The following is a 23,468-nucleotide window of genomic DNA, read 5'->3' as shown; positions in this document are numbered from 1 at the left end:
GCGACCGCCTCGGGCGCAAGCGGTACGCAATGCTCGAAAGCTTCGTCGTCGCGCAGGTGCAGCTCCAGCTTCATCTCGTCCGCGGGTATGGTCCACAGCGCCTCGGGTGAGGAGGCCGAGGCGTCCTTCCAGTCGATCCCGCTCAACTGCTTCCAGGTCATGCGACGTACCATGCCAGGCCGCTGCGCCGTGAGGGCAAGGACGCGGGCAGCCAGGCGCGTGACTGGTGACGCTCCCGCACGATCGACGTCGTGCATCAACTGCCGCACGCCATCGACCTTGATGAGCGCCGGGTAACGCTTCGCGGGTGGCACGGGCTTGAGTGCTGCGCCGACAGCGACCGCCGGGTTCTCGACCTTGATGCCGAGCCCGCGGGCATAGACGAACACCGTTCCGACCCGTTGCTTCAACCGGCGGGCGGTCTCGATGGCGCCGCGCGCCTCGACCTTCCTCAGCACGGCAAGGAGCACCGGCTCGTCGATTTCGCCCAGTTCCAACGCACCGATGTGCGGGAAAACGTCACGCTCCAGGCTGGTGATCACGTCGTTCGCGTGGACCGGCTTCCAGCGAGGCAACTGCTGCTCGTACCAGTCGCGCGCGACAGTCTCGAAAGTTTGTCGCTCGTCCCGCCCGCCCACCAGCTTGCGTCGCGCCTTGTCCATGCGGGGATCACGACCCGAACGCAGGATCTTGCGCGCATCGTCCCGTGCCTCGCGAGCGGCGGCAAGGGAGACGTCCGGATAGGTACCGAGGCCGAGCGCCTGCTCCTTCCCATCGAATCGAAACTTGTAGCGCCAGGTCTTGTGGGCCTTGGGCGAGACATGCAGGAACAGCCCCTGCCGGTCTGCGATCTTGTAGGCCTTGTCCCTCGCCGCGGCCGCCTTGACCGCCTTGTCCGTCAGCATCTGCTTTACCCCCAAACCACCTCGAAGCTTACCCCCAATTTACCCCGACTTCGCCGGAGCAATGGGTGAGTGCGAAGGCACGAGGATGGACGCCAGACGGCGCAAAACGCAAGCTTTCTCGCGCTTTCTGACTGTTCACAGATCTGTGGAAACAGGATAGTGGCGGAGAGGGTGGGATTCGAACCCACGTTACGGTTGCCCGTAAACCGCATTTCGAGTGCGGCGCATTCGACCACTCTGCCACCTCTCCGCAGAGGTCCTGCCACAGCAGGGATGCATGCCCGGTCGAGGGGAAGCGCGCGGTTAGCCGATGGCATGGCGCTTGCCAAGTCCCCCTGACGCGGCACCCGGGCGATTTCCGGTGATTGGCCTTTGGTCCCGCTTGTGACGCGGCGCGGCCTCCCTATATTCCCCGGATATGGATCGCACCCACTTCTTCTCGGGTCAGGCGGGCCGCATGATCGAGGCACCGCGCCGCTCGCGTGCGCGTTTCGCCATCGGCGATGTCGTCCGGCACAAGCGCCACGATTTTCGCGGTGTCGTGTTCGATATCGACCCCGTCTACGCCAATTCCGAAGAATGGTACGAGGCGATACCGGAAGGCCAGCGCCCCGATCGCGACCAGCCCTTCTATCACCTTCTCGCCGAGAACGAGGACAGCAGCTACGTCGCCTACGTCAGCCAGCAGAACCTGCTAATGGATGCGGGGGACGAGCCCGTGGATCACCCGCAGGTGAGCCAATTGTTCGAGGACTTCCGCGGCGGGCGCTATCGCCTGCGCCGCAGCCTGACGCACTAGCTCTTGATCTTCCAGCCGCTCTTAAGAACGCGGTAGGTCACGAGGCCCAGCACCAGGTTCAGCACCCCCACCCCCGCCGCTGCGACGAGCACGTGGGCATTGTCGTTGCCAATGTCGCTCACGCCCAGGAAGCCGTAGCGAAAGCCGCTGATCATGTAGAAGAACGGGTTGGCGCGGCTGATCGCCTGAAACGGCTCCGACAGGTTGGAGATGACGTAGAACGTTCCCGACAGAAGGCTGAGAGGCGCGACGACGAAGTTGGTGATGGCCGCGTTGTGGTCGAACTTCTCGGCCCAGATGCTCGCCAGCAGGCCGAAGATGGCCAGCATGGTCGCCCCCATCAGGCCGAACCACACCACCGCCCACGGATGCGTCACCGCCACCGACACGCCGGGATAGAGCGCCATCGCCAGCGCCACGGCGCCGCCCACCATCACCGCCCGGGTGATTGCCGCGCCCACGATCGCGATCATCAGCTCGGCTTCCGACAAGGGCGGCATCAGCAGGTCGATGATGGTCCCCTGCATCTTGCCCGCCAGCAGGCTGAAGCTGGAATTGGCAAAGGCGTTCTGCATCATGCCCATCATGATGAGGCCCGGCGCGACGAAGGTGCCGAAGGGCACGCCCAGCACCTCGCGCCCGCCGCGCCCGCCCGCGCCGCCCAGCGCGACGGTGAAGATCACCAGGAACAGCAGCGTGGTGACGGCGGGGGCCCAGACGGTCTGCGTCTGCACCTTGAGAAAGCGGCGGCACTCCTTAATATAGAGGCTCCACAGACCCACCCGGTTAAACCCGGTAATCTGCGGCTCTCCCTTGGGCGGGAACGCGCGCGGCGGCACACTCGCTTGTCCTGTCATGCGCGCTCGCCTATCGGGGGCCGCCCTGCCATGCAAGCGGCCCTTGCAAGACAACGAATGGACATGACGCACCTATGAGCTGGACCGAAGAGCGGATCGCCACGCTGACCAAGATGTGGGAGAGCGGTTCGACCGCCAGCCAGATCGCCGACACGCTGGGCGGCGTTTCGCGCAATGCCGTGATCGGCAAGGCGCACCGCCTTGGCCTGAAGGCACGGCCGAGCCCGGTGAAGGCCAAGGAGGAGAAGAAGGCGGCGCCCAAGAAGAAGGCTCCTGCCCCCGCGCCCGCCGTCGCCGCGCGCAAGCCCGCGCCGCCCAAGCCCGCGCCCGCGCCCGCGCCCGCCAAGGATCCCGCTCCCGAACGTCCTGCGGCGGAAGCCGCGCCGGCCCCGGCCGCCTCGCCCTCCGTCACGCCGGTCAACCAGAGCCAGCCGCTGCCCGACAAGCGCGAGGACCTGCCCAAGATCGTCAGCTATGGCCCCGGCGGTTTCCTGCGGCAGGGTCCGGGCGACCAGCAGGCGCCGATCCCGCCCGCGCCGCCGCGTCGTCTCGTGCCGGCCAAGCCGAGCCCGGAGATCGCCGGCAAGACCAGCCTGCTCGACCTCAACGACCGCGTCTGCCGCTGGCCGATGGGCCATCCGGGCGAGCCCGACTTCCACTTCTGCGGCGAGCGGGTGAACCCCGGTTTTCCCTATTGCGTCGAGCATTGCGGGCGGGCCTATCAGGCGCAGCTGCCGCGCGGCGCGCGCCGTCCCCCTCCGCCCCTGCCGTTCGGCGGGCCGCGGGTGCGATAGGGCGCGATCACGCCTCCCTGGCCTAGAAAAAAGAGAAGGCCTCCGGCAGAGACCGAATGGCGGGGTCGAGGGGGGCTCGATCCGCGCGCGGTCCCTTGCCTGGAGGCCTTCGACATTTCCGGCAAGGTGCCCGAAGCGTCCGGACGCGCGGCCGAACCACGGTTGCGACCCGAAGGGCGGCGGCGTCTTGGCCGGGCCCCTAACCGCGCGAGGGCAGACGGTCATGTCACGCAATCGCTTTGTTTTGGCTTTTTGCGGGTCAATCTCGGTCCCGTGCCTCGCCACGGGCGATACGGCGCTCTACCTCGTCGGTGACCGTCAGGCCCAGCGAGTGCGCGCGCATGCAGGCTGCGACCCGGTCGGTCACGTCGAACTTGGCAAAGATCCTCCGCACATACGTGTCCACTGTCGAACGGGAGACGCCGAGGATTAGTGCGATGACCGGATTGCTCTTGCCCCGGCACATCCAATCCAACACCTCCAGCTCGCGGTTCGAGAGCGGCTCCACGGCAAATTCCTCGCGCACTATCCGGCAATAGCGCTGGAACGAAACCTGCCCGATCTGCTGCACCGACAGCACCACCTCGTCCGAAGGATTTTCCTTCCTCGGCCAGATCGCGCCGAGAAACCCCGCTCGCCCGTTCGGCCCGTAGCACACCGAGCCGATGCCGCGTGCCATGCCGTGCCTCGCGGCGATCTGCAGGTATCGACGCTCCGCCGGGTCAAGCGCGGCAAGTTCGATATCCCACAGCCAGACAAACGCCGAGACGCGTGCCATCGCCAGCCGGGGCAAGGGATCGATGAGGCGCAGGCGCGTGCGATATTGCCGCTCCCAAATGCGCGAGACCCCCATGTTGGTAACGATGCGGCCGACGCGCGGATTGTCCACCAGGGGTGCGAGGAAGAAGCAGGCCTCGATCCCGTGCAGCGCGAGCGCCTTCATGACTGCAGCCCGCAACGGCACGACATCGGGCGCGGCGCGGATTGCGCCCAAGGCTGCCATCATGGCCTGCTTTTCAGCCATGTCCGTTTCGTCCACGGCGACCCTGCCGCGCGCCCCTGCATACCGGCCTTTCGCCCGAATTCGGCAACTGGCCGCGCGGCTATTTTGCCACCGCTACGGCCACAGGACAAGTCGCCAGGCAAATCATCATTCCCGGCAATCGCTTAGGATTCGCTGCGAGTCAGGACATGGCGATCGATTGCGAACACCGCCGCCGGAGCGACCGCGCCGAGCGGTTGCGCGGGATGAGCGATGGCCTTGAACATCCGTGCCCCGACTGGCAGGCAGGGGCATCCCCCCCGCCTAGACCTGCACAGGAAACCCGTCGCAATGTCATTCTCGCTCTACGAAGCCATCATTCCCTCCTTCATCCAGGTCCTCAACGCCGGGCAGGCGTGGGTGGAAAAGGCCAAGGCCAGCGGCATTTCGGAGGAGGAACTGGCCGCAGCCAGGCTGGCCCAGGACATGCTGCCTTTCGCTTACCAGGTGAAGAGCATGGTGGTGCATTCGGTCGGCGCGATCGAGGGGGTGCGCAAAGGCCAGTTCAATCCTGACATGGGCGAGTTCGCCATGTCGCTCGAACAGATGCGCCTCAACCTTGGCGCGGCGGAGAACACCCTGCGCGCGCTCAGCAAGGGCGAAATCGATAGCTTCATCGGGGGCGAGACGCGTTTCGTCATGCAGAAGGCGGGTATCGACCTGCCCTTCAACAGCGAGAACTTCCTGCTGAGTTTCAGCCAGCCGAACTTCTATTTCCACGCGTCGACCGCCTACGGCATCCTGCGGCACCTCGGCATCGAGGTGGGCAAGCGCGACTTCCTCGGACCGATGCGCTTCAACCGCAGCTGACTAGGCGCGCCTAGCGCACGCGGCGCGCGAACCAGATGGTGTGGCGCGGGCCCTTGTTGTTGGGGCGGGCGCGGACCGTCTCGACGTTGACCTGCAGCCCTGCATCCATCAGCCGGCGCGTGAACTTGTGATCGTCCGCCGCAGACCAGATCGCCAGCAGACCGCCCACGGTCAGCGCGTCGCGCATGCGGGCAATGCCGGTGCGGGTGTAGAGCCGTTCGTTGCCGTCGCGCACGATCCCGTCCGGCCCGTTGTCGACGTCCATCAGGATGGCATCGTAGGGCGGCGTGGTGCCGTCGACCGCGTCGTCCACCAGCGCGGCGACATCGGCGATGACGACCTCCCCGCGCGGATCGGCCAGCGTCTCGCCGGTCAGATGCGCGAGCGGGCCCTGCGCCCAATCGAGAATGTCCGGCACCACCTCGGCCACGGTCACGCTGCCGCCCGGAGGCAGGGCCTCGAGCGCGGCGCGATAGGTGAAGCCCATGCCGTAACCGCCGATCAGCACGCGCGGGCTCGGCCGGTCCAGTCGCTCCAGCGTCAGCCGGGCGAGCTGTTCCTCCGAAAACTGCATCCGCGTGCCCATCAGCTCGTCGCGGCCGAGCATGATGACATGGTCGCGCCCGTGGGCGATCAGCGTCAGCGTGTCGCCGCCGGGGATGTGGGCACTGGCCAGTTCTTCGCGGGGCAACATCGGGGTTCTCCGGGGGACTTGCGCGCCGCCTAGCGCCTTTTGCCGCCGCCCGCCACCGGTCTGCCCCGAGCTATTAAGCGCGATGCGGAACCAGCGGTGCGCGAGCGGCTTGGTAAGGCATCACCATTCCAGCAAGTTACGGAGCTACCCATGGACGTTATCGGCTACGGCACGAAGAAGGCCAGCGCACATCTTTCCCCCCTGAAATTCACCCGCGCCGATGCCCGCGCCGGCGAGATCGCCATCGAGATCTCCCACTGCGGCGTGTGCCATTCCGATCTCCACCAGGCCCGCGACGACTGGGACAACACCGTCTGGCCGTGCATTCCGGGTCACGAGATCGTGGGTAAGGTCGTCGCCGTCGGCGACGGCGTGACGCGCTTTGCCGTGGGCGACCGTGCGGCTGTGGGCTGCATGGTCAACTCCTGCCAGCAGTGCGAGCAGTGCAAGGCCGGGGACGAGCAGTATTGCACCGGGCCCAAGAGCTGCACGCTCACCTACAACGGCCCCAAGAAGCCCGACGGCACCAATACCTACGGCGGCTATTCAACCGGCATCGTGGTACGCGAGGAATTCGCCCTGACCGTGCCCGACGCGATCCAGAGCACCCACGTGGGCCCGATCGTGTGCGCCGGTATTACGACTTACCAGCCGATGAAGTACTTCGGCCTGAAGGAAGGCCAGACGCTGGGCGTCGCCGGCATCGGCGGTCTGGGTCACATGGCGGTGCAGCTCGGCAAGGCGCTAAGCGCGCGGGTCGTCGCCATTACCACCAGCCCCGAGAAGACCGACGACATCGAGAAGCTCGGCGCGGACCTCGTCATCGACGTGAACGACAAGGACGCGATGGAGGCCAACGCCAAGACCATCGACCTGATGATCAACACCATCCCCTACAAGCACGACCTCAATCCCTATCTGCCGCTGATGAAGTCGAAGAGCCAGATCGCCGTGGTCGGCAATTTCCTCGGCTTCGACGATCTCGACACGGCCACCATGGTGTTCGAGCATATCGGCCTGACCGGCTCGCTGATCGGGGGCATCGCGGATACGCAGGAGGTGCTGGAACTGTGCGCCAAGCACGACGTCCGGCCCGAGATCGAACTGATCCGCATGGACCAGATCGACGAGGCGTTCGAGCGGATGCAGAAGGAAGACGTGCGCTTCCGCCACGTGATCGACATGGACAGCCTGCGATCCGACACCTCGGCCGCCGAAAAGGCCGAGACGGTCGACGATCCGATACGCGGCGAAGTGGTCGGCTAGTCGCCCCGCCTTTGCCCGTCTCGTTCACCGCGATCCTTTCGCGGGATGACGAGGCGGGCGATGGCGCCCTTGCCGTCCTGCCGATTGGCCAGTGTGAACTCGCCGTGCGCGCCCCTTGCGAGGCTCGACGCAATCCTTAGGCCCAGGCTTTGCGACGTCTCCAGCGCGAAACCTTCAGGCAGGCCGCGCCCCTCGTCCTGGATGCAGATGATGTAGGCGCCGAGTTCGTCGTTCGGTACCACCGTCACCTCCAGCACCCCGCCCTCGCCCGCCGGGTACCCGTGTTCCAGCGCGTTGCTGATCGCCTCGGACACGATCAGCGCCGTGGGCACGGCATCCTTGCTGTCGAGCACGTCGGTCACCTGCGCATCGAAGCGGTACTCGATGTCGGTACGTCCACTAGCCTCCAGCGATTCCCGCACGATGCGGTCGATGTAGCTGGCGAGCGAAAGTTGCGCGCCGTCGGCGTTGTAGAGCGTGCGCTGCAGCCGCCCGACTACGCCCAGCCGGCGTGAGGCTTCGGCAAGGGCAGCCTTGCCCTGTTCGTCAGCCAGCGTGCGCTGTTGCAGGTTGAGGATGGAGGACATCATCTGCAGGTTGTTGCCCACCCGGTGCTGCAGTTCCTCGAACAGCATGGCGCGGGTCTCGGCCAACCCCTCGCTGCGCCGCCGCTCGGCTGCCAACTGGCGATTGGCACGCTGCATCCAGTGCACCAGCGTGATGTCGACCGTCACGATGAAGAGATAGAAAAGCAGCGCGACGGCGGCCTGATACGGCAGCGCGAAGCTCTCGATCGGGTTGATGAAATAATACCAGGCCAGCAGGCCCGAGAGCAGCGCCGCCAGGATACCCGGCCGCGCGCCGAGAAAGAAGGCGACGATAATGACCGCGGGAAAGAAGGTGAGGTAGGGAAAACCCGGCGGCAGCGAGTCGTCCACCGCCCACCGCGCGAGGAGACCGGCAACGGCTGCCAGCACGGCCAGCGCATGGGCCAGCAGCGGACGGTCCGCCAGCAGCGGCAGGCTTTCGAGGAAGGGCCGGCGGGTCTGTGTCATGGTCTTGCGCTAGCAATTCTCGGGAAATGCGAAAGGGGCCGCGCGAGACATATCCCGCGCGGCCCCGTTCCAGTGGCGCTGGTTGAGCGCCGTCAGGCTCAGTCGTCCTTCAGGAAGGCCGGCATGTGGTCGTCGCCGCCGCCGTCACGGCGTCCGCCGCGATCGTCCTTGCGGTCACGGTTGCCCCGCGGACCACGACGGTCGCCGCCGCCACGCGGACCACGGTCGCCGCCGCCGCGAGGGCCACGGTCGCCACGCGGTTCACGCGGTTCGCGCGGAGGACGGGTGTCCTCCAGCTCCTCGCCGGTTTCCTGGTCGACGACGCGCATCGACAGGCGGACCTTGCCGCGCTGGTCGATCTCGAGAACCTTGACCTTCACCTCCTGCCCTTCGGACACGACGTCGGTCGGCTTCTCGACGCGCTCGTTCTTCATCTCGCTGACGTGGACGAGACCGTCCTTGCCGCCCATGAAGTTCACGAAAGCACCGAAGTCGACGATGTTGACGACCTTGCCGTTGTAGATCTTGCCGATCTCCGGCTCCTCCACGATGCCCTGGATCCAGGCGCGCGCGGCTTCGATCTGCGACAGGTCGGACGAGCTGATCTTGATCACGCCCTCGTCGTCGATGTCGACCTTGGCGCCGGTCTCGGCCACGATCTCGCGGATCACCTTGCCGCCGGTACCGATGACGTCGCGGATCTTCGACTTGTCGATCTGCATGGTCTCGATGCGCGGGGCGTGGGCGGAGAGCTCGGTGCGGGCCGAACCCAGAGCCTTGTGCATTTCGCTCAGGATGTGCGCGCGGCCGGCCTTCGCCTGCTCGAGCGCCTTGGCCATGATCTCCTGCGTGATGCCGGCGACCTTGATGTCCATCTGCATGGTGGTGATGCCGGCCTCGGTGCCCGCGACCTTGAAGTCCATGTCGCCCAGGTGATCCTCGTCGCCGAGAATGTCGCTGAGCACGGCGAAGTCGTCGCCTTCCAGGATCAGGCCCATGGCGATGCCCGACACAGGTCGCGCGATCGGCACGCCGGCATCCATCATCGACAGGCAGCCGCCGCAGACCGTCGCCATCGAGCTCGAGCCGTTGGACTCGGTGATGTCGGACAGGATGCGGATGGTGTAGGGGAAATCCTCGTGCTTGGGCAGGACGGGGTGCAGAGCGCGCCAGGCCAGCTTGCCGTGGCCGATCTCACGCCGACCGGGCGCGCCGAAGCGGCCCACTTCGCCGACCGAATAGGGCGGGAAGTTGTAGTGCAGCATGAAGTTGGAGTAGCTGAGGCCCTCCAGCCCGTCGATCATCTGCTCGGATTCCTTGGTGCCGAGCGTGGTCGTGCAGATCGCCTGCGTCTCGCCGCGGGTGAACAGCGCCGAGCCGTGGGCACGCGGCAGGAAGCCGACGATGCTCTCGATCGGGCGGACCTGGTCGAGCTTGCGGCCGTCGATGCGCTGGCCGTCCTTGAGGATGGCGCCGCGCACGATGTCGGCTTCCAGTTTCTTGACGAGCTTGCCGGCAACCATGGCGGTCTGGCCGTCGGCCTCGGCGTAGTGCGCCTTGGCCTTGGCCCGCGCCGCGTTGAGCGCGTCCGAACGGGCGGACTTGTCGGTCAGCTTGTAGGCGGCGGCGATGTCCTCGCCGATAAGGCCGCGCAGCTCTTCCTTCATGGCGGCCTTGTCGTCGGACGTGTCGATCGTCCAGGCGTCCTTGGCGCCCTGCTCGGCAAGGTTCACGATGGCGCCGATGACCTTGCGGATCTCGTCATGCGCGAACATGACGGCACCCAGCATCTCGTCCTCGGTCAGCTCCTTGGCTTCCGATTCCACCATCATCACGGCATCCTGCGTCGCCGCGACGACGAGGTCGAGGCGGCCGTCTTCCAGCGCCTTGTCCTGCTTCGGATTAAGGGTGTACTCGCCGTCGACGAAGCCCACGCGCACGCCGCCGATCGGGCCCATGAAGGGGACGCCCGAAATGGTCAGCGCAGCAGAGGCCGCGATCATGGCGACGATGTCGGCCTCGGTCTCGCCGTCGAACGACAGGACCTGGCAGATCACGTTGATCTCGTTGTAGAACCCTTCCGGGAACAGCGGGCGGATGGGGCGGTCGATCAGGCGGCTGGTCAGCGTTTCCTTCTCGGTCGCGCCGCGCTCACGCTTGAAGAAGCCACCGGGGATACGGCCCGCGGCGGAGAACTTCTCCTGGTAATGGACGGTCAGCGGGAAGAAGTCCTGCCCTTCCTTGACGCTCTTGGCGGCGGTCACGGCGCACAGCACCACGGTTTCGCCATAGGTGGCCAGCACGGCGCCGTCGGCCTGACGGGCGATGCGGCCGGTTTCGAGGGTGAGGGTCTTTCCGCCCCACTCGATCGATACGGTTTTGGTGTCGAACATGTATTTTCCTTATGAACCCGCGTGCCACATTGCCGCGCGGGGCCTCTGATGCCGGGTGTGCCGTCCCGGTCCGGTGCGGGGCGCTTCTATGCCCCATGGCCCGCTACCTGCCGGATTGCACGGTAGCCGGATAGACGAAGGGCGGCCCGGTGAGCCGCCCTTCGAGAAACTCTTTCTTACTTACGCAGACCCAGCTTCTGGATCAGGGCGTTATAGCGCTCCAGATCCTTGCGCTTGAGGTAGGCGAGCAGGCTGCGACGCTTATTCACCATCATCAGCAGGCCACGACGCGAATGGTTGTCCTTGTGGTGGTCCTTGAAGTGCTCGGTGAGGTTGCGGATGCGCTCGGTCAGGATGGCGACCTGCACTTCGGGCGAACCGGTGTCGCCCTTGCCGACCGCGTTGTCCTTGATGATTTCCTGCTTCTTTTCGGCCGTAACCGTCATTCTTTCGTACCTTTTCGCAGTATCGTGTTCAGATATTGAACCCCCGGACGACTGTCATCGTGCCGCCTTCGATTTCCACTAGCGCCACCGGAACCTCGCCCAGTTTCGCGAAATGGAGCCCGTCGGGATGGGGCAACCCGGATACGACCCGGCCCTGTCGGGCCGCCTGCGCGCTTTCCGGATCGAGTGCGAGGGCCGGGATACCGTCCAGCCCCGCCTCCAGCGGCAGGAGGTGGTCTTGAAGTCGCGCGCCCTTACCGATTTCGTTCAGCAAGTCCAGCGAAATCGCCTGCCCCTCGGTGAAGGGGCCGGCCTTCGTGCGCCTGAGGTAGGTGACGTGCCCCAGTGTTCCAAGGGCGCGTGCGATATCCCGTGCCAGCGAGCGGATGTATGTGCCCTTGGATACGTTGGCGATCAGAGTGACGCTGTCGGCCATCTCCAGCGCCTCGTATCCTATCTCCGCATCGGGGCGGGAGCCGGTGCTGGCAAATGTCGAATAGAGCGGCGCCCAGCCCGCCCCGCTCGCCATCTCCAGCGAATGGATCGTCACGTGCCGGGTCGCCAGCGCGAAATCCTTTCCCGCCCGCGCCAAATCGTAGGCCCTCCTGCCGTCCACCTTCAGCGCCGAATATTTTGGCGGCAGCTGCTCGATCGCGCCGGTGAAGTGCTCCAGCACCGCCGGGATGGCGGCGCGCGGGGGGCGGCGGTCGGTGGTCGCGGTGACTTCGCCCTCGGTGTCGAGCGTATCGGTCTCCGCGCCAAACTGGATCGTAAATTCGTAGGTCTTGTCGGCATCGAGCATCCGGCCCGTCAGCTTCGTCGCCTCGCCCAGCGCGATGGGCAGCACGCCCTCGGCCAGCGGGTCGAGCGTGCCGCCGTGGCCGACCTTGGGCAGGTCCCTCAGCTTGGGGCCGTAGCCAAGCTCGCGCAGCACGCGCTTCACCGCGCCCACGGCCTGCGTCGAGCCGAGGCCGGTCGGCTTGTCGAGGATCAGCCAGCCATGCGGCCGCAGCGCCGGATCAGCCATCGGCGATGAGGCCGGCGAGGCCCAGAAACTGGTTCATCACCCAGTCCACCGGCGGCAGCAGGAAGCGCTCGATGATGTCGGCCTGCGGAAAGACGTAGGGCACCGCCACCAGCAGCACGAACAGCAGCGGGAAACCGAGCGGGCGCAGCTTCTCGTAGGTGCGCGCGGCGGAGGCCGGCAGCAGCCCCTCGACGATGTGCGAGCCGTCGAACGGCGGGATCGGCAGCAGGTTGAACAGGGCCAGGAAGACGTTGATGGCGATGAAGTAGTAGGCGGCCTGCAGCATGGTCTCGGAAAGGTCCGGCACGGCCAGCGCCGTCACGCCCAGCACCAGCGCGCCCAGCGTCGCCAGCACGAGATTGGTCCCCGGCCCTGCCGCCGCGACCGCCATCATGCCGAAGCGCGGGTTATTCAGCCGCCACTTGTTGACCGGCACCGGCTTGGCCCAGCCGAACACCGGGAGCCCCGCCAGCGCCAGCCCACCCGGCACCAGCAGCGTGCCGACCGGGTCGACGTGGCGGATGGGATTGAGGCTGAGGCGGCGCTGCTCCTTCGCCGTCGGATCGCCCAGCGCCAGCGCCGTCCAGCCGTGCGCCACCTCGTGAAAGACGATGGCGACCACCAGGCAGGGGATCAGGATGGCGGCGAGCAGCAGCGTGTCGGACATGGCGCTCACATGGCGCTTCGCTTGGCGCTGGTAAAGTGCGGCGGTGCGCGTCATGCTGCACGCCAGGGACGAAGGGGACATGGGTCATGGCGCAGGCTGGCACGCAGACAGGCTTTCTCGCCCGGGTCGAGCGCGCGGGCAACCGCCTGCCCGACCCGGTGCTGCTGTTCGTCTGGTTCGTGCTGGCGCTGGTGGCAATCAGCGTGGTGGGCAGCCTCGCCGGATGGTCCGCCCTGCACCCGGTCGAGGTCGATCCCGAGACCGGCGACAACCTGCTCGTCAGCGTGCAGAGCCTGCTCAGCAGCGAGAACCTGCGCCTGCTGCTGACCGAGACCGGCACGACCTTTACCTCCTTCCCGCCGCTCGGATTCGTGCTGGTCGTCATGCTCGGCGCGGGGGTTGCCGAGCGGTCGGGCCTGTTCACCAGCGCCATGCGCGCCACGGTGGCAAAGGCACCGCGCTTCTGGCTGACCCCCGCGGTGGCCTTCGCCTGCATGATGGCGAACCATGCCGCCGATGCCGCCTTCGTGGTCATGATCCCGCTCGCCGCGATCATCTACCATTCCGCCGGACGCCACCCGCTGCTCGGCATCGCGGTGAGCTTTGCCGCGGTCTCGGGCGGGTTTTCCGCCAACCTCTTTCCCGGCCAGCTCGACGCGCTGCTGCTCGGCATCACCGAGGCCGCGGTGCAGACCGTGTTTCCCGACTGGAGCGCCAACATCGCGGGCAACTGGTACTTCATCGCCGCCATGCTGATCGTCGACCTGCCGGTGATCTGGTTCGTGACCGAGCGCATGATCGAGCCGCGCCTGGGCACCTGGAACCCGGCGCTGGCGGGCGAATCCCTCGCCGACGAGCCGGCCACCGACACCACTCCCGAACAGGCGCGCGGCCTGCGTCATGCCGGGCTCGCGGTGCTCGGCCTGATCGCGCTGTGGGCCTTCCTCACGCTCGGCCCGAATGCCCCGCTGATCGACGCCGCCGCCCCGCCAGAGGCGCGGATGACGCCGTTCTACAAGAGCCTGCTGGTCTTCTTCATGCTCGTCTTCCTCGTCCCCGGCTGGTTCTACGGCCGCGCGGCGGGGACCATCGCCGACCACCGCGAGCTGATCGGCATGATGGCGGGCGCGATGAAGGACATGGCCTACTACCTCGTCCTGACGTTCGTGGCAGCGCACTTCGTCGCCATGTTCGCCTGGTCGAACCTGGGCATCGTGCTCGCGGTGAACGGCGCGGACACACTGAAATCGAGCGGCCTGCCGGTCTGGGCGCTGCTGCTGGGCGTTGTGCTGTTCGCCGCCACGCTCAACCTGCTGATCGGCTCGGCGAGCGCCAAGTGGGCGGTGCTGGCGCCGGTCTTCGTGCCCATGCTGATGCTGCTCGGCGTCTCGCCCGAAATGACCACCGCCGCCTTCCGCGTGGGCGATAGCGCCACCAACATCATCACCCCGCTGCTCCCCTATTTCCCACTGATCCTGATCTTCGCCCAGCGCTGGAACCGCGAGTTCGGCATCGGCAGCCTGACCGCGATGATGATCCCCTATTCGGTCGGCATCCTCGCCGTGGGGCTGGCGCTGACGGTGGGCTGGGTCGTGCTCGACCTGCCGCTGGGGCCGGGTGCGGGCGTATTTACCGAGTTGCCGACGGGCTTGGCGAATCGCTGAGTGAAGTTGACACTGTCAAGCGCGATGAATTGGCATTCCCTTAAAACCTCACGCTTTTTCTCCTCGGCAAAGTTGACACTTCGCGGGTCTGCGCGTGAAAGCGCAAGTGCCGCCGTCCGCAGTGCAAGTTCATCGACACGGCCCATCGACACGGCCCACCGGCTGTAGGAAAGTCCGATCGTGACCGCCGCGACCACCCTGCTTATCGTCTCCTACAGCCGCACCGGCGCAAGCCGCCAGCTGGCCGACAGCGCGGAGGCGTGGGCCCTGGCTGTCGGCGAGATCGCGGTCCGGCACCTCGATGCGAGGGAGGCCGGGCCCGAAGACCTGCTCGCGGCAGCCGGCTACCTGTTCGCCTGCCCCGAAAACCTCGCCGCCATCGCAGGAGAGATGAAGGCTTTCTTCGACCGCACCTATTACGAGGTGCTCGGCCGGATCGAGGGGCGACCCTATGCCGCGATGATCTGCGCCGGGTCCGACGGCGAGAACGCCCGCCGCCAGCTCGAACGCATCTGTACCGGCTGGCGGCTGCGGCGGGTGGCGGACACGGCGATCGTCAACCTGCGCGCCGATACGCCGGAGGCCATCCTCGCGCCCAAGACCGTGCCCGAGCCCGCCCTCGCACAGGCCCGCGAACTGGGCGCCTTGCTGGCAGCGGGCCTCGCCGCCGGGATCTTCTGACGCTTGCCTGCGGAACCCGGTCGAGCCAGCGTCGTTAGGGCAGGGTCGACAGGCTTCCACTCGGCCTTGGTCGCAATGAGGAGACGAACCATGAAGAAGATCCTGACCGTTATCGCGCTGTCCGCCACCGCTTTCGGCCTGCAGGCCTGCAACACCGTGCGCGGCGCCGCTGCCGACGTGGAATCCGTGGGCGACTGTGTCGACGGCGTCGAAGGCAACTGCTGATCCGCCACCCGCTCTTTTTGAGCGAACGAAACGCCGCCTTCGGGCGGCGTTTTTCGTTTCAGCGATACATCTCCAGCTCGCGCGCGAAGTGGCGGCGGCACAGCGCAACGTAGCGTTCGTTGCCGCCGATCTCGGTCTGCTCGCCCTCGCCCACCGCCTCGCCGCTGGCTGAGACACGCAGGTTCATCGTCGCCTTGCGCCCGCAATGGCAGACCGCCTTCAGCTCGACCAGGCTGTCTGCCACGCCCAGCAACACCGCCGACCCGGGGAAGAGGTCGCCGCGAAAATCGGTCCTGAGGCCATAGCACAGCACCGGGATGTCCGCCTCGTCCGCCAGCCGCGCGCACTGCCACACCTGCACGGCGGTGAGGAACTGCGCCTCGTCGATCAGCACGCAACTGAGCGGCTCCGCCTCGTGCCGCGCCATGACCTCGCGCCACAGGTTGGTGCCCGGCGTGTAGCGGTTGGCATCCGCCTCCAGCCCGATACGGCTGGCGATGGCGCAGTCTGAGCGGGTGTCGATCGCCGCGGTCCACAACATGGTCGCCATGCCGCGCTCGCGGTAGTTGAAATCGGCCTGCAGCAGCGTGGTCGATTTGCCCGCATTCATGCTGGCGTAGTAGAAATAGAGCTTGGCCATCGATCCCCTGCCCGCCCCCGACACGCTCATGCTGAGCCTGTCGAAGGATCGTGCTTACGTTCGCACCGAGGGTAGAAGGGAATAACGACCCTTCGACAAGCTCAGGGTGAGCGGAAGTTGGGGAGACGGGCCCAGGATGCCCCGTGAACAGGCTTAGGGCGAGCGGGATTTGAGGGTCAGTCCCCGTCCTCCAGGTCCCGCAGAACCTTGGGATCGTGCAGCAGCGCCTCGATCCGGCTCGCCTCGTCGAAGCTCTCGTCGGCGCGGAATTGCAGCTTGGGCGCGAATTTCAGGCCGAGGCGCTGGGCGACCTCGCGCTGGAAGAAGGCGGTGTTGGTGCGCAGCGCCTTGACCACCACGGCCTCGTCCTCGCCCAGCAGCGGCTTCACGTAGACCTTGGCGTTGCGAAGGTCGGGCGACATGCGGACCTCGGTGACGCTAATCGCGTGGGCGCGCAGCACCTCGTCGTGCGCCTCGCCGCGGGCGAGCAGTTCGGAAAGGATGTGGCGCACCCGCTCGCCCACCTTCAGCAGGCGGACGGACTGGTCCTCGCCCGAGGCTGCGTGCCTAGCCATCGGCCTGCTCCCCTTTCCCCGTATCCTTCTGGCCGGGCCACTCGGTCGCCATGGCGGTGCCCGTGGCGCGGGCGCAGAGCTGGCCTTCGTGGTCGAACAGCTCGGCCTCGACGAAGGTGATGCGCCGTCCGCTCTTCACGGGCCTCGCCTTGACCGTCACCGGCGCCAGCGCGACCGGTGCAAGCAGCGACAGGTTGATGTCGAGCGTCAGCTGCAACCGCCCGCCGGTGCCGAGATAGACCGCCGCGCCCATCGCCTCGTCCATGAAGCCCGCCAGCAAGCCGCCCTGCACGTGGCCGCGCATGTTGGCGAAGCCCTCGGGCGGATCGAAGGCCATTTCCATGGTCTTCGTCGCCTCGTCCATCCCGACGAAACGCGCGCCCAGGGTCTTCGCACTGGGCCAGAAGGGGGTCAGGGGTTGGTCGGTCATCTCATCTCCTAACCCCTCCCGCCCGCGGGAGGGGAGCGAGACTTGCGAGCTTGCTCGCTAGTCGCAGCGGGGTGGGCAGCCCGTGCGGACAGTCCCACCCCCGGTCCCTCCCGCGAGCGGGAGGGACGCCTGGTTCAAAGCGTGCGCTCTTCCTCGTTCACCTCGAACACCTCGAGCTGGTCGCCCGGCTTGATGTCGTTGGTGTCGGCCAGAACCACGCCGCACTCGAGCCCGGCGCGCACCTCGTCGACGTCGTCCTTGAAGCGGCGCAGCGACTGGATGGTCGTGGCCGAGACGATGACGTCGTCGCGGGTGAGGCGGGCGTGCAGGCCCTTGCGGATGACGCCTTCCTCGACCAGCAGGCCGGCCGCCTTGTCGCGCTTGCCCGACTTGAAGACCTCCTTGACCGCCGCACGGCCGAGCACGGTTTCCACCTTGAGCGGGCCGAGCTCGCCGAGCAGTTCCTTCGTCACCTCGTCGGTCACATGGTAGATCACGTCGTGGTACATCATGCGCACGCCGTCGCGCTTCACCAGGTCGCGCGCCTTGGGGTTCGGGCGCACGTTGAAGCCGATGATCGGCGCCTTGCTCGCCGCCGCCAGCTGCACGTCGCTCTCGGTGATGGCACCCACGCCCGCGTTCAGCACGCGGACCTTGATGTCGTCGTTCGAGAGGTTGTGCAGCGCGTGGACGATCGCCTCGACCGAGCCCTGCACGTCCGCCTTCACCACCACCGGCCATTCGACCACGTTCGACTTGTTAAACATGGTATCGAAGCTGGTCGGCGCGAGCGCGGTGCGTTTCTCGGTGTCGCGTTCCTGGCGGTAGGCGGCGACCTCGCGGGCGCGGGCCTCGTTCTCCACCACGGTCAGCAGGTCGCCGGCATTGGGCACGCCGCCGAGGCCGAGGACCTCGACCGGCATGGACGGGCCGGCTTCCTTCACCTGCTTGCCCTGGTCGTCGATCAGCGCGCGGACCTTGCCGCTCTGGCTGCCGACGACGAAGGTGTCGCCGCGCTTCAGCGTGCCGCGCTTCACCAGCACGGTCGCCACCGGACCGCGACCCTTGTCGAGCTGTGCTTCGACCACCGTCGCCTCGGCATCGCGGTCGGGCCGCGCCTTCAGCTCCAGCAGTTCGGCCTGCAGGGCGATCTTCTCGACCAGATCGTCGAGACCCGCGCCGGTCTTGGCGGAGACTTCCACGTCGAGCACGTCGCCCGACATCTCCTCCACGATCACCTCGTGCTCCAGCAGGCGCTCGCGCACCTTCTGGGCATTGGCCTCGGGCTTGTCGATCTTGTTGATCGCCACGATCAGCGGCACGCCCGCCGCCTTGGCGTGATTGATGGCCTCCACCGTCTGCGGCATGATGCCGTCGTCCGCGGCCACCACCAGCACGACGATGTCGGTGACGTTGGCACCGCGCGCGCGCATCTGGGTGAAGGCGGCGTGGCCCGGCGTATCGAGGAAGGTGACCCTGGACTTGTCCTTGGTCGTCACTTGGTAGGCGCCGATGTGCTGGGTAATACCGCCGGCCTCGCCCTTGGTCACGCTGGTCTTGCGCAGGGCATCGAGCAGACTGGTCTTGCCGTGATCGACGTGGCCCATGACGGCGACGACCGGAGCGCGCGGCTTCAGCGTCTCTTCCGGATCGCTCTCCTCGCTGGTGTCGATGTCGACGTCGGCGTCGGAGACCTTCTGGATGTTGTGGCCGAACTGTTCGACCAGCAGTTCCGCGGTGTCCTGGTCGATGGTCTGGTTGACCGTCACCATCATGTCGAGGTTGAACAGCTCCTTCACCAGGTCCGCACCCTTCTCGCCCATGCGCTTGGCGAGCTCGGCCACGGTGATGACCTCGGGCACGACCACGTCGCGCACCTGCTTTTCGCGCGGGGCGGAAGAGCCGCCGCCGTGCAGGCGCCGTTCCTTCTCGCGCGCCCGCTTGAGCGCCGCGAGGCTGCGGGCGCGGCGGCCCTCGTCCTCGTTCAGCGCGCGGTTGACGGTGAGCTTGCCCGAGCGGCGCTTGTCGCCCGTATCGGGAGTGGCGGCACCGCGCTTGGGCTTTTCCTCGCGCTTCTTCTCGGGCCGCTTGGGCTCGGGACGGGCGACGGGGGTGAACTTGCGCGCGGCGGGGATGACGGTGCCGGTGGAGGCCTCGGCCTCCTGCGCGGGTGCTTCCTCGGCGGGCGCGGTGGGCTCGGCGGCGGCTGCCTCGGCAGCGGCCTTGGCATCGAGCGCGGCCTGCTTTTCCGCCTCTTCGCGCGCCTTGACGTTATTCTCGGCGCGCTTCTTCTCTTCCTCGGCCGCCTTCAGCGCCTCGGCATCCTCGCGCTTGCGCGCTTCCTCGGCGAGGCGCAGGCGTTCCTCCTCGGCCTCGCGCTGGAGGCGCTGGACACGCTCCTGCGGGGTCTCGCCGGCGGGCGCGGCGGGCCGCTTGGCGACGGGCGCGGGCGCGGGGGTCGGCGCCGGGGCCGGAGCGGGCGCGGGTGCGGGTGCCGGCGCCGGAGCGGCGGCTTCCTCGCCCGGCTTCACGAGCTTGCGGCGACGCTTGACCTCGACCGCCACCTTGTTGGTGCGGCCGTGGCTGAAGGTCTGCTTGACCTCGCCGGCGTCGACCGATCGCTTGAGCCCCAGGGGCTTGCGTTCGCGTCGCGGAGTGTCGTTTTCGTCGCTCATGTGCTCTTCTTTATCCTACAAATTCTCGTCGTGCCGGGCGCTCGCATCGGCGACCTCCCGGCGGTTGCCGGCAGGCCCAGCGGCCCCCAGAAAGGTCTGCAATCGCCCCAGCGGTATCGCGACCCGGCCGGCCGATCGGGGATCGGCGAGCGCCAGGTGGACGACGTTCTCGCGGCCCAATGCCACAGACAGGGCCTCGCGGTCCAGAGGCAGCCGCTCGCCGACAAGGCCGGAGCCCTCGGCATCGCTGCCCACGCGCCAGGCCTGGTCGAGCTTGCGGCACCCATCCTCGCTGGCATCGGCGGCGTGATAGAGCGCGGCGACGCCCCCCATCCGCGCCTCGTGGGCGATGCGGTCGGAGCCCAAGATAAGCATTCCGCCGCGCATTTCGAGGCCGAGGCGCTGTAGGAAAGCCTTTTCCAGCGCCGCCTGCACCAGCGCGGGCAGATCGCCGGGGATCGAGAGCTGGCCGGTCTTGAACGCGCGGGCGAGCGCGCCCTTGAGCTTGCCGTTGGCCACCGCCGTCTCCAGCTGGCCGCGCGAAACACCGATCCACGCGCCGCGGCCGGGGGCCTTTGCGAGCGCATCGGGCAGCACGTCCCCATCTGGAGACAAAGCCAGGCGCAGGAGGTCGTCGCGCGCCGAGGTCTCACCCGTCAGCACGCAGCGGCGCTCGCTCCCGCCAAGGGCAGGAGCGTCGCCGGGACCGGAGTTAGGCGAACCTAATGGGTCATTGCGAGGATTCCGCATTCGCGGCCTCCTCTGCTTGGGTCTCGGAAGCCCCGGTTTCCACCTCGGCCTCTTCGTCCTCGAACCAGTGGGCGCGGGCGGCCATGATGATCTCGTTGCCCTGCTCTTCGGAAAGGCCGAACATGCCGAGCACGCCGCCCTTGTCCTCGGTGCGCTGCGGACGGCGCTGCTGCTGCACCGGCGGCGCGGCGAGCTTCTCGGCCGGCGTCTGGCGACGGCGCGGAGCCTCGCGGCGCTTGGCGATCAGCTCGTCGGTGGCGAGATCGGCCAGGTCGTCGAGCGTCTTGATGCCGGCCTTGCCGAGCACCACCAACATTTCCTCGGTGAGGTGCGGCAGGTCGGCGAGGTCGTCCTCGACGCCCAGCTCGGTGCGGGCGGCGCGGTGCGCCTCTTCCTGCCGCTCGAGCGCTTCCTTGGCGCGGCTCTGCAGTTCCTCGGCGAGTTCCTCGTCGAAGCCCTCGATGCCGGCGAGCTCGTCCAGCTCCACGTAGGCCACTTCCTCGAGCTCCACGAAGCCCTCGGCGACCAGCAGCTGGCTCAGCGTCTCGTCGACGTCGAGCTCTTCCTCGAACATCTTGGAGCGCTCGGCAAACTCGCGGCTGCGCTTCTCCGAGGCTTCTTCCTCGGTCATGATGTCGATCTGGCTCTCGGTCAGCTGGCTGGCGAGACGCACGTTCTGGCCGCGGCGGCCGATGGCGAGCGAAAGCTGGTCGTCGGGGACCACTACTTCGATGCGCGCCTCCTCCTCGTCCAGCACCACGCGGCTGACGGTGGCGGGCTGCAGCGCGTTGACCACGAAGGTGGCGCTGTCTTCCGACCAGGGAATGATGTCGATCTTCTCGCCCTGCAGTTCCTGCACGACAGCCTGCACGCGGCTGCCCTTCATGCCGACGCAGGCGCCGACCGGGTCGATGCTCGAATCGTGGCTGATCACGCCGATCTTGGCGCGGCTGCCCGGGTCGCGGGCGGCGGCCTTGATCTCGATGATGCCGTCGTAGATCTCGGGCACTTCCTGCGCGAACAGCTTCTTCATGAACTCGGGATGCGCGCGGCTGAGGAAGATCTGCGGGCCGCGGTTGTTGCGCTCCACCTTGCTGATGAGCGCGCGCACGCGCTCGCCCACGCGGGCGGCCTCGCGCGGGATCTGCTGGTCGCGGCGGATGACGCCCTCGGCGCGGCCGAGATTGACGATGACGTGGCCGAATTCGACCGACTTGATGACGCCGGTGATGACCTCGCCCGCGCGGTCCTTGAATTCCTCGAACTGGCGCTCGCGCTCGGCATCGCGGACCTTCTGGAAGATCACCTGCTTGGCGCTCTGCGCGTCGATGCGGCCGAGATCGTCCATGGCCGGCAGCGGATCGACGATGTAGTCGCCAACGACCGCGCCCGGCTGCAGCTTCTGTGCCTGGGCCACATCGACCTGCTTGAAGTAGTCCTCGACCTCCTCGACCACCTCGACCACGCGCCACAGGCGCAGGTCGCCGTTCATCGGGTCGAGCTTGGCGCGGATGTCGTTCTCCTGGCCGAAGCGCGCGCGCGCGGCCTTCTGGATCGCTTCCTCCATGGCCTCGATCACGATGGCCTTGTCGATCATCTTTTCGCTGGCGACGGAGTTCGCGATCGCGAGCAGTTCCGCCTTGTTCGCCGAAATGGGGCTGGCCATCAGTCCTGGACCTCTTCTTCCTCGGGTGTTTCTTCTAGATCGTCGACGCCGCTCATGTCGAGTGGCCGGGAGGCGGCGAGCAGCTTGTCGGTGAAGACGAGCTGGGCCGAATGTATCTGCGCGAGCGGCACCGTGACGCGGCCCGACTTGCTGTCCTCGACAGTGACCATGTCGCCCTCGATACCCAGCAGTTCGCCACGCAGGCGGCGGCGGTCGTCTGCCCTGTCAGCCGTGCCGGCCAGCGCGATCTTGACCTCGTGCCCGGCCCAGTTCGCATAGTCCTTCGCGCGGGTCAGCGGGCGGTCTATACCGGGGCTGGAGACCTCGAGATTGTAGGCGCCCTCGACCAGCACCTCGCCCGCTTCCTCGATGGCGTCGATGCGGTCGGATACGGCGCGCGAGAGGGCGGCGCATTGGTCGACCACGAGCTGGCCCGTTGCCGGGTCCTCCGCCATGATCTGCAAGGTGCGCTCGTCCCCGCTGCCCGTCATCTTCACGCGCACGAGTTCGAAGCCCAGCGCGCTCGCTTCGGGTTCGATCACTTGTGTCAGGCGCAAAATATCGGGCATTCGGTCTCCGTTCAGTCCGGCGATGCTGCAACAGGGGTTCGGTGCCGGCCCCTTGCGGCGCCAGCCCTACAATGTCGCGACAATGTCGGGATGGGCAGCCATGTAGGGGCAGAGCTGGAGGAAAGCAATATGCGTTTCATCGTGCCGCTGCTGGCCGCTTGTGTGGCGCTCGTCGCCGGGTGCGAGGAGGAGCCGGAGCCGTCGAAGGATTTCGTGCGCCAGCTACCGGTTCATCCGGTGCCGCCGCCACGCGGTTATGCGTCTTCCGACACGGTGCCGCCTCCCCCTGTCGCCCCGCCTCCGCCGTTATCATCCAACGCGGCGAATCGCTGGGACTGGTGCGGAACGCAAATTCCGCCGCAGCCGCGCCCGCGCGATGCGCCCAGCCGCGCCGAGTGCGAGGCGCACTATGCCGAGACGCTGGCACAGTTGCGCTCCGACATCCTCGCCGACGACGCAGACCTGCCCGATGCGAGCAGCCTGCCGCCGTTCAATGCACGCCGCGATCCCAGCCCCGAAATCGGCAGCTGGATGCAGCGCCTCACGCCCTCACAGAGCGGCGGCTGTTCGTTCACCGAGCGCCCAGCCAGCGCGCGACCCGCCGGCCTGAAGGTGCTCGCCTCCAGCGGCAACATGGACCTGCTGGGCCAAGGCAACCTGCTGGTCCACGACCACGCCATCGGCTTCGTCGAATCAACCTGGACCGCCGACCGCCCCGTCATCGCCGCGCGCATGGGGATGGCGGACCTGTGGATCAGGCCACTCGAACCGTGGGACGAGGTGACACTGATCGTCGGCGCCGACCGCTTCTATTGCCACCGGCGCGGGGACGATTGAC

24 protein-coding genes and 1 tRNA gene are annotated in these 23,468 nt (G+C 67.2%); 8 read left to right on the top strand and 17 right to left on the bottom strand.

From position 1 onward, the window contains the following. The coding region (locus tag AAW00_RS12750) for a tyrosine-type recombinase/integrase (protein WP_047004811.1) at nt 1–905 on the bottom strand (905 nt) is incomplete at its 3' end. Nucleotides 906–1,065: 160 nt separating this feature from the next. After that, a tRNA-Ser gene (locus AAW00_RS12745) sits at nt 1,066–1,155 on the bottom strand. 168 nt (nt 1,156–1,323) lie between these two features. Between AAW00_RS12745 and hspQ the strand changes: the two genes are divergently transcribed. Then, entirely contained in the window at nt 1,324–1,704 is a 381-nt protein-coding gene (gene hspQ, locus AAW00_RS12740) for a heat shock protein HspQ (RefSeq protein WP_047004810.1), read from the top strand. Here the strand turns inward: hspQ and AAW00_RS12735 are convergent. Continuing rightward, nucleotides 1,701–2,561 carry an ABC transporter permease gene (locus AAW00_RS12735; protein ID WP_047004809.1) on the bottom strand — a complete coding sequence of 287 codons (861 nt, stop codon included), beginning with the start codon at nt 2,559–2,561 and terminating at the stop codon, nt 1,701–1,703. The genes hspQ and AAW00_RS12735 overlap by 4 nt on opposite strands. 74 nt (nt 2,562–2,635) lie before the next feature. Between AAW00_RS12735 and AAW00_RS12730 the strand changes: the two genes are divergently transcribed. Next, nucleotides 2,636–3,355 (top strand): GcrA family cell cycle regulator, encoded by a 720-nt coding sequence (locus tag AAW00_RS12730; protein WP_047004808.1) that lies wholly within the window; start codon nt 2,636–2,638, stop codon nt 3,353–3,355. A 259-nt stretch (nt 3,356–3,614) separates the two neighbouring features. Here AAW00_RS12730 and AAW00_RS14345 read toward each other — a convergent pair whose 3' ends face one another. Further along, the gene (locus AAW00_RS14345; RefSeq protein WP_156170072.1) at nt 3,615–4,379 is read right to left on the bottom strand and encodes a helix-turn-helix transcriptional regulator; all 765 of its coding nucleotides are present in this window, start codon (nt 4,377–4,379) and stop codon (nt 3,615–3,617) included. A 309-nt stretch (nt 4,380–4,688) separates the two neighbouring features. Here AAW00_RS14345 and AAW00_RS12720 point away from each other — a divergent pair, with 309 nt between their 5' ends. Continuing rightward, nucleotides 4,689–5,207, top strand: a complete 519-nt coding sequence (locus AAW00_RS12720; protein ID WP_047004807.1) for a DUF1993 domain-containing protein — start codon at nt 4,689–4,691, stop codon at nt 5,205–5,207. Nucleotides 5,208–5,217: 10 nt separating this feature from the next. Here AAW00_RS12720 and AAW00_RS12715 read toward each other — a convergent pair whose 3' ends face one another. After that, nucleotides 5,218–5,901: a spermidine synthase family protein gene (locus AAW00_RS12715; protein WP_047004806.1), complete on the bottom strand. Its 684-nt coding sequence runs from the start codon at nt 5,899–5,901 to the stop codon at nt 5,218–5,220. A gap of 150 nt (nt 5,902–6,051) precedes the next feature. On the opposite strand from AAW00_RS12715, the gene AAW00_RS12710 reads away from it, so the two are divergent. Continuing rightward, on the top strand, nt 6,052–7,167 hold the full coding sequence (locus tag AAW00_RS12710) for an NAD(P)-dependent alcohol dehydrogenase (protein WP_047004805.1): 1,116 nt from the start codon (nt 6,052–6,054) through the stop codon (nt 7,165–7,167). On the opposite strand, the gene AAW00_RS12705 is transcribed toward AAW00_RS12710, so the two are convergent. The 5 genes from AAW00_RS12705 to AAW00_RS12685 form a co-directional block, all read right to left on the bottom strand. Continuing rightward, nucleotides 7,164–8,222: a sensor histidine kinase gene (locus AAW00_RS12705; RefSeq protein WP_047004804.1), complete on the bottom strand. Its 1,059-nt coding sequence runs from the start codon at nt 8,220–8,222 to the stop codon at nt 7,164–7,166. The genes AAW00_RS12710 and AAW00_RS12705 overlap by 4 nt on opposite strands. A gap of 98 nt (nt 8,223–8,320) precedes the next feature. Then, complete coding sequence (gene pnp / locus AAW00_RS12700) at nt 8,321–10,615, bottom strand: polyribonucleotide nucleotidyltransferase (RefSeq protein ID WP_047004803.1); 2,295 nt, start codon at nt 10,613–10,615, stop codon at nt 8,321–8,323. Nucleotides 10,616–10,791: 176 nt separating this feature from the next. Next, on the bottom strand, nt 10,792–11,061 hold the full coding sequence (rpsO, locus tag AAW00_RS12695) for a 30S ribosomal protein S15 (RefSeq protein WP_047004802.1): 270 nt from the start codon (nt 11,059–11,061) through the stop codon (nt 10,792–10,794). Between the two features lie 28 nt (nt 11,062–11,089). Continuing rightward, nucleotides 11,090–12,088: a tRNA pseudouridine(55) synthase TruB gene (gene truB, locus AAW00_RS12690; protein WP_047004801.1), complete on the bottom strand. Its 999-nt coding sequence runs from the start codon at nt 12,086–12,088 to the stop codon at nt 11,090–11,092. Beyond that, nucleotides 12,081–12,755, bottom strand: coding sequence for a site-2 protease family protein (locus AAW00_RS12685; protein ID WP_047004841.1), 675 nt, complete (start codon nt 12,753–12,755; stop codon nt 12,081–12,083). The genes truB and AAW00_RS12685 overlap by 8 nt, the downstream gene beginning before the upstream one ends. Before the next feature lie 86 nt (nt 12,756–12,841). On the opposite strand from AAW00_RS12685, the gene AAW00_RS12680 reads away from it, so the two are divergent. From AAW00_RS12680 to AAW00_RS15525, 3 genes are all read left to right on the top strand, one after another. Beyond that, nucleotides 12,842–14,419: an AbgT family transporter gene (locus AAW00_RS12680; protein ID WP_047004800.1), complete on the top strand. Its 1,578-nt coding sequence runs from the start codon at nt 12,842–12,844 to the stop codon at nt 14,417–14,419. 180 nt (nt 14,420–14,599) lie between these two features. Then, the gene (locus AAW00_RS12675; protein ID WP_047004799.1) at nt 14,600–15,100 is read left to right on the top strand and encodes a flavodoxin family protein; all 501 of its coding nucleotides are present in this window, start codon (nt 14,600–14,602) and stop codon (nt 15,098–15,100) included. A gap of 90 nt (nt 15,101–15,190) precedes the next feature. Further along, nucleotides 15,191–15,325: a hypothetical protein gene (locus tag AAW00_RS15525; protein ID WP_277619349.1), complete on the top strand. Its 135-nt coding sequence runs from the start codon at nt 15,191–15,193 to the stop codon at nt 15,323–15,325. 58 nt (nt 15,326–15,383) lie between these two features. On the opposite strand, the gene AAW00_RS12670 is transcribed toward AAW00_RS15525, so the two are convergent. The 7 genes from AAW00_RS12670 to rimP all read right to left on the bottom strand — a co-directional run bounded on the left by AAW00_RS12670 (nt 15,384) and on the right by rimP (nt 22,630). Next, nucleotides 15,384–15,965 carry a thymidine kinase gene (locus AAW00_RS12670; RefSeq protein ID WP_047004798.1) on the bottom strand — a complete coding sequence of 194 codons (582 nt, stop codon included), beginning with the start codon at nt 15,963–15,965 and terminating at the stop codon, nt 15,384–15,386. Nucleotides 15,966–16,141: 176 nt separating this feature from the next. Continuing rightward, a complete protein-coding gene (gene rbfA, locus AAW00_RS12665) occupies nt 16,142–16,540 on the bottom strand; it encodes a 30S ribosome-binding factor RbfA (RefSeq protein WP_047004797.1) in 399 nt (132 codons plus the stop codon). Then, on the bottom strand, nt 16,533–16,970 hold the full coding sequence (locus tag AAW00_RS12660) for a PaaI family thioesterase (protein ID WP_047004796.1): 438 nt from the start codon (nt 16,968–16,970) through the stop codon (nt 16,533–16,535). The genes rbfA and AAW00_RS12660 overlap by 8 nt, the downstream gene beginning before the upstream one ends. Nucleotides 16,971–17,104: 134 nt before the next feature. Further along, nucleotides 17,105–19,645: a translation initiation factor IF-2 gene (gene infB, locus AAW00_RS12655; RefSeq protein WP_047004795.1), complete on the bottom strand. Its 2,541-nt coding sequence runs from the start codon at nt 19,643–19,645 to the stop codon at nt 17,105–17,107. 15 nt (nt 19,646–19,660) lie between these two features. Then, on the bottom strand, nt 19,661–20,395 hold the full coding sequence (locus AAW00_RS12650; protein WP_047004794.1) for a DUF448 domain-containing protein: 735 nt from the start codon (nt 20,393–20,395) through the stop codon (nt 19,661–19,663). Next, a complete protein-coding gene (gene nusA, locus AAW00_RS12645; RefSeq protein WP_047004793.1) occupies nt 20,376–22,061 on the bottom strand; it encodes a transcription termination factor NusA in 1,686 nt (561 codons plus the stop codon). The genes AAW00_RS12650 and nusA overlap by 20 nt, the downstream gene beginning before the upstream one ends. After that, nucleotides 22,061–22,630 (bottom strand): ribosome maturation protein RimP, encoded by a 570-nt coding sequence (gene rimP, locus AAW00_RS12640; protein ID WP_047004792.1) that lies wholly within the window; start codon nt 22,628–22,630, stop codon nt 22,061–22,063. The genes nusA and rimP overlap by 1 nt, the downstream gene beginning before the upstream one ends. Before the next feature lie 90 nt (nt 22,631–22,720). Between rimP and AAW00_RS12635 the strand changes: the two genes are divergently transcribed. Continuing rightward, the gene (locus AAW00_RS12635) at nt 22,721–23,467 is read left to right on the top strand and encodes a hypothetical protein (RefSeq protein ID WP_047004791.1); all 747 of its coding nucleotides are present in this window, start codon (nt 22,721–22,723) and stop codon (nt 23,465–23,467) included. Nucleotide 23,468 lies beyond the last annotated feature (1 nt).

Origin of the sequence: Aurantiacibacter luteus, from assembly GCF_001010945.1 — a bacterium.
Lineage (GTDB): Bacteria > Pseudomonadota > Alphaproteobacteria > Sphingomonadales > Sphingomonadaceae > Alteraurantiacibacter > Alteraurantiacibacter luteus.
Note: the sequence above shows the minus strand (reverse complement) of the source record. Positions and strands in the feature narration are given on the sequence as shown.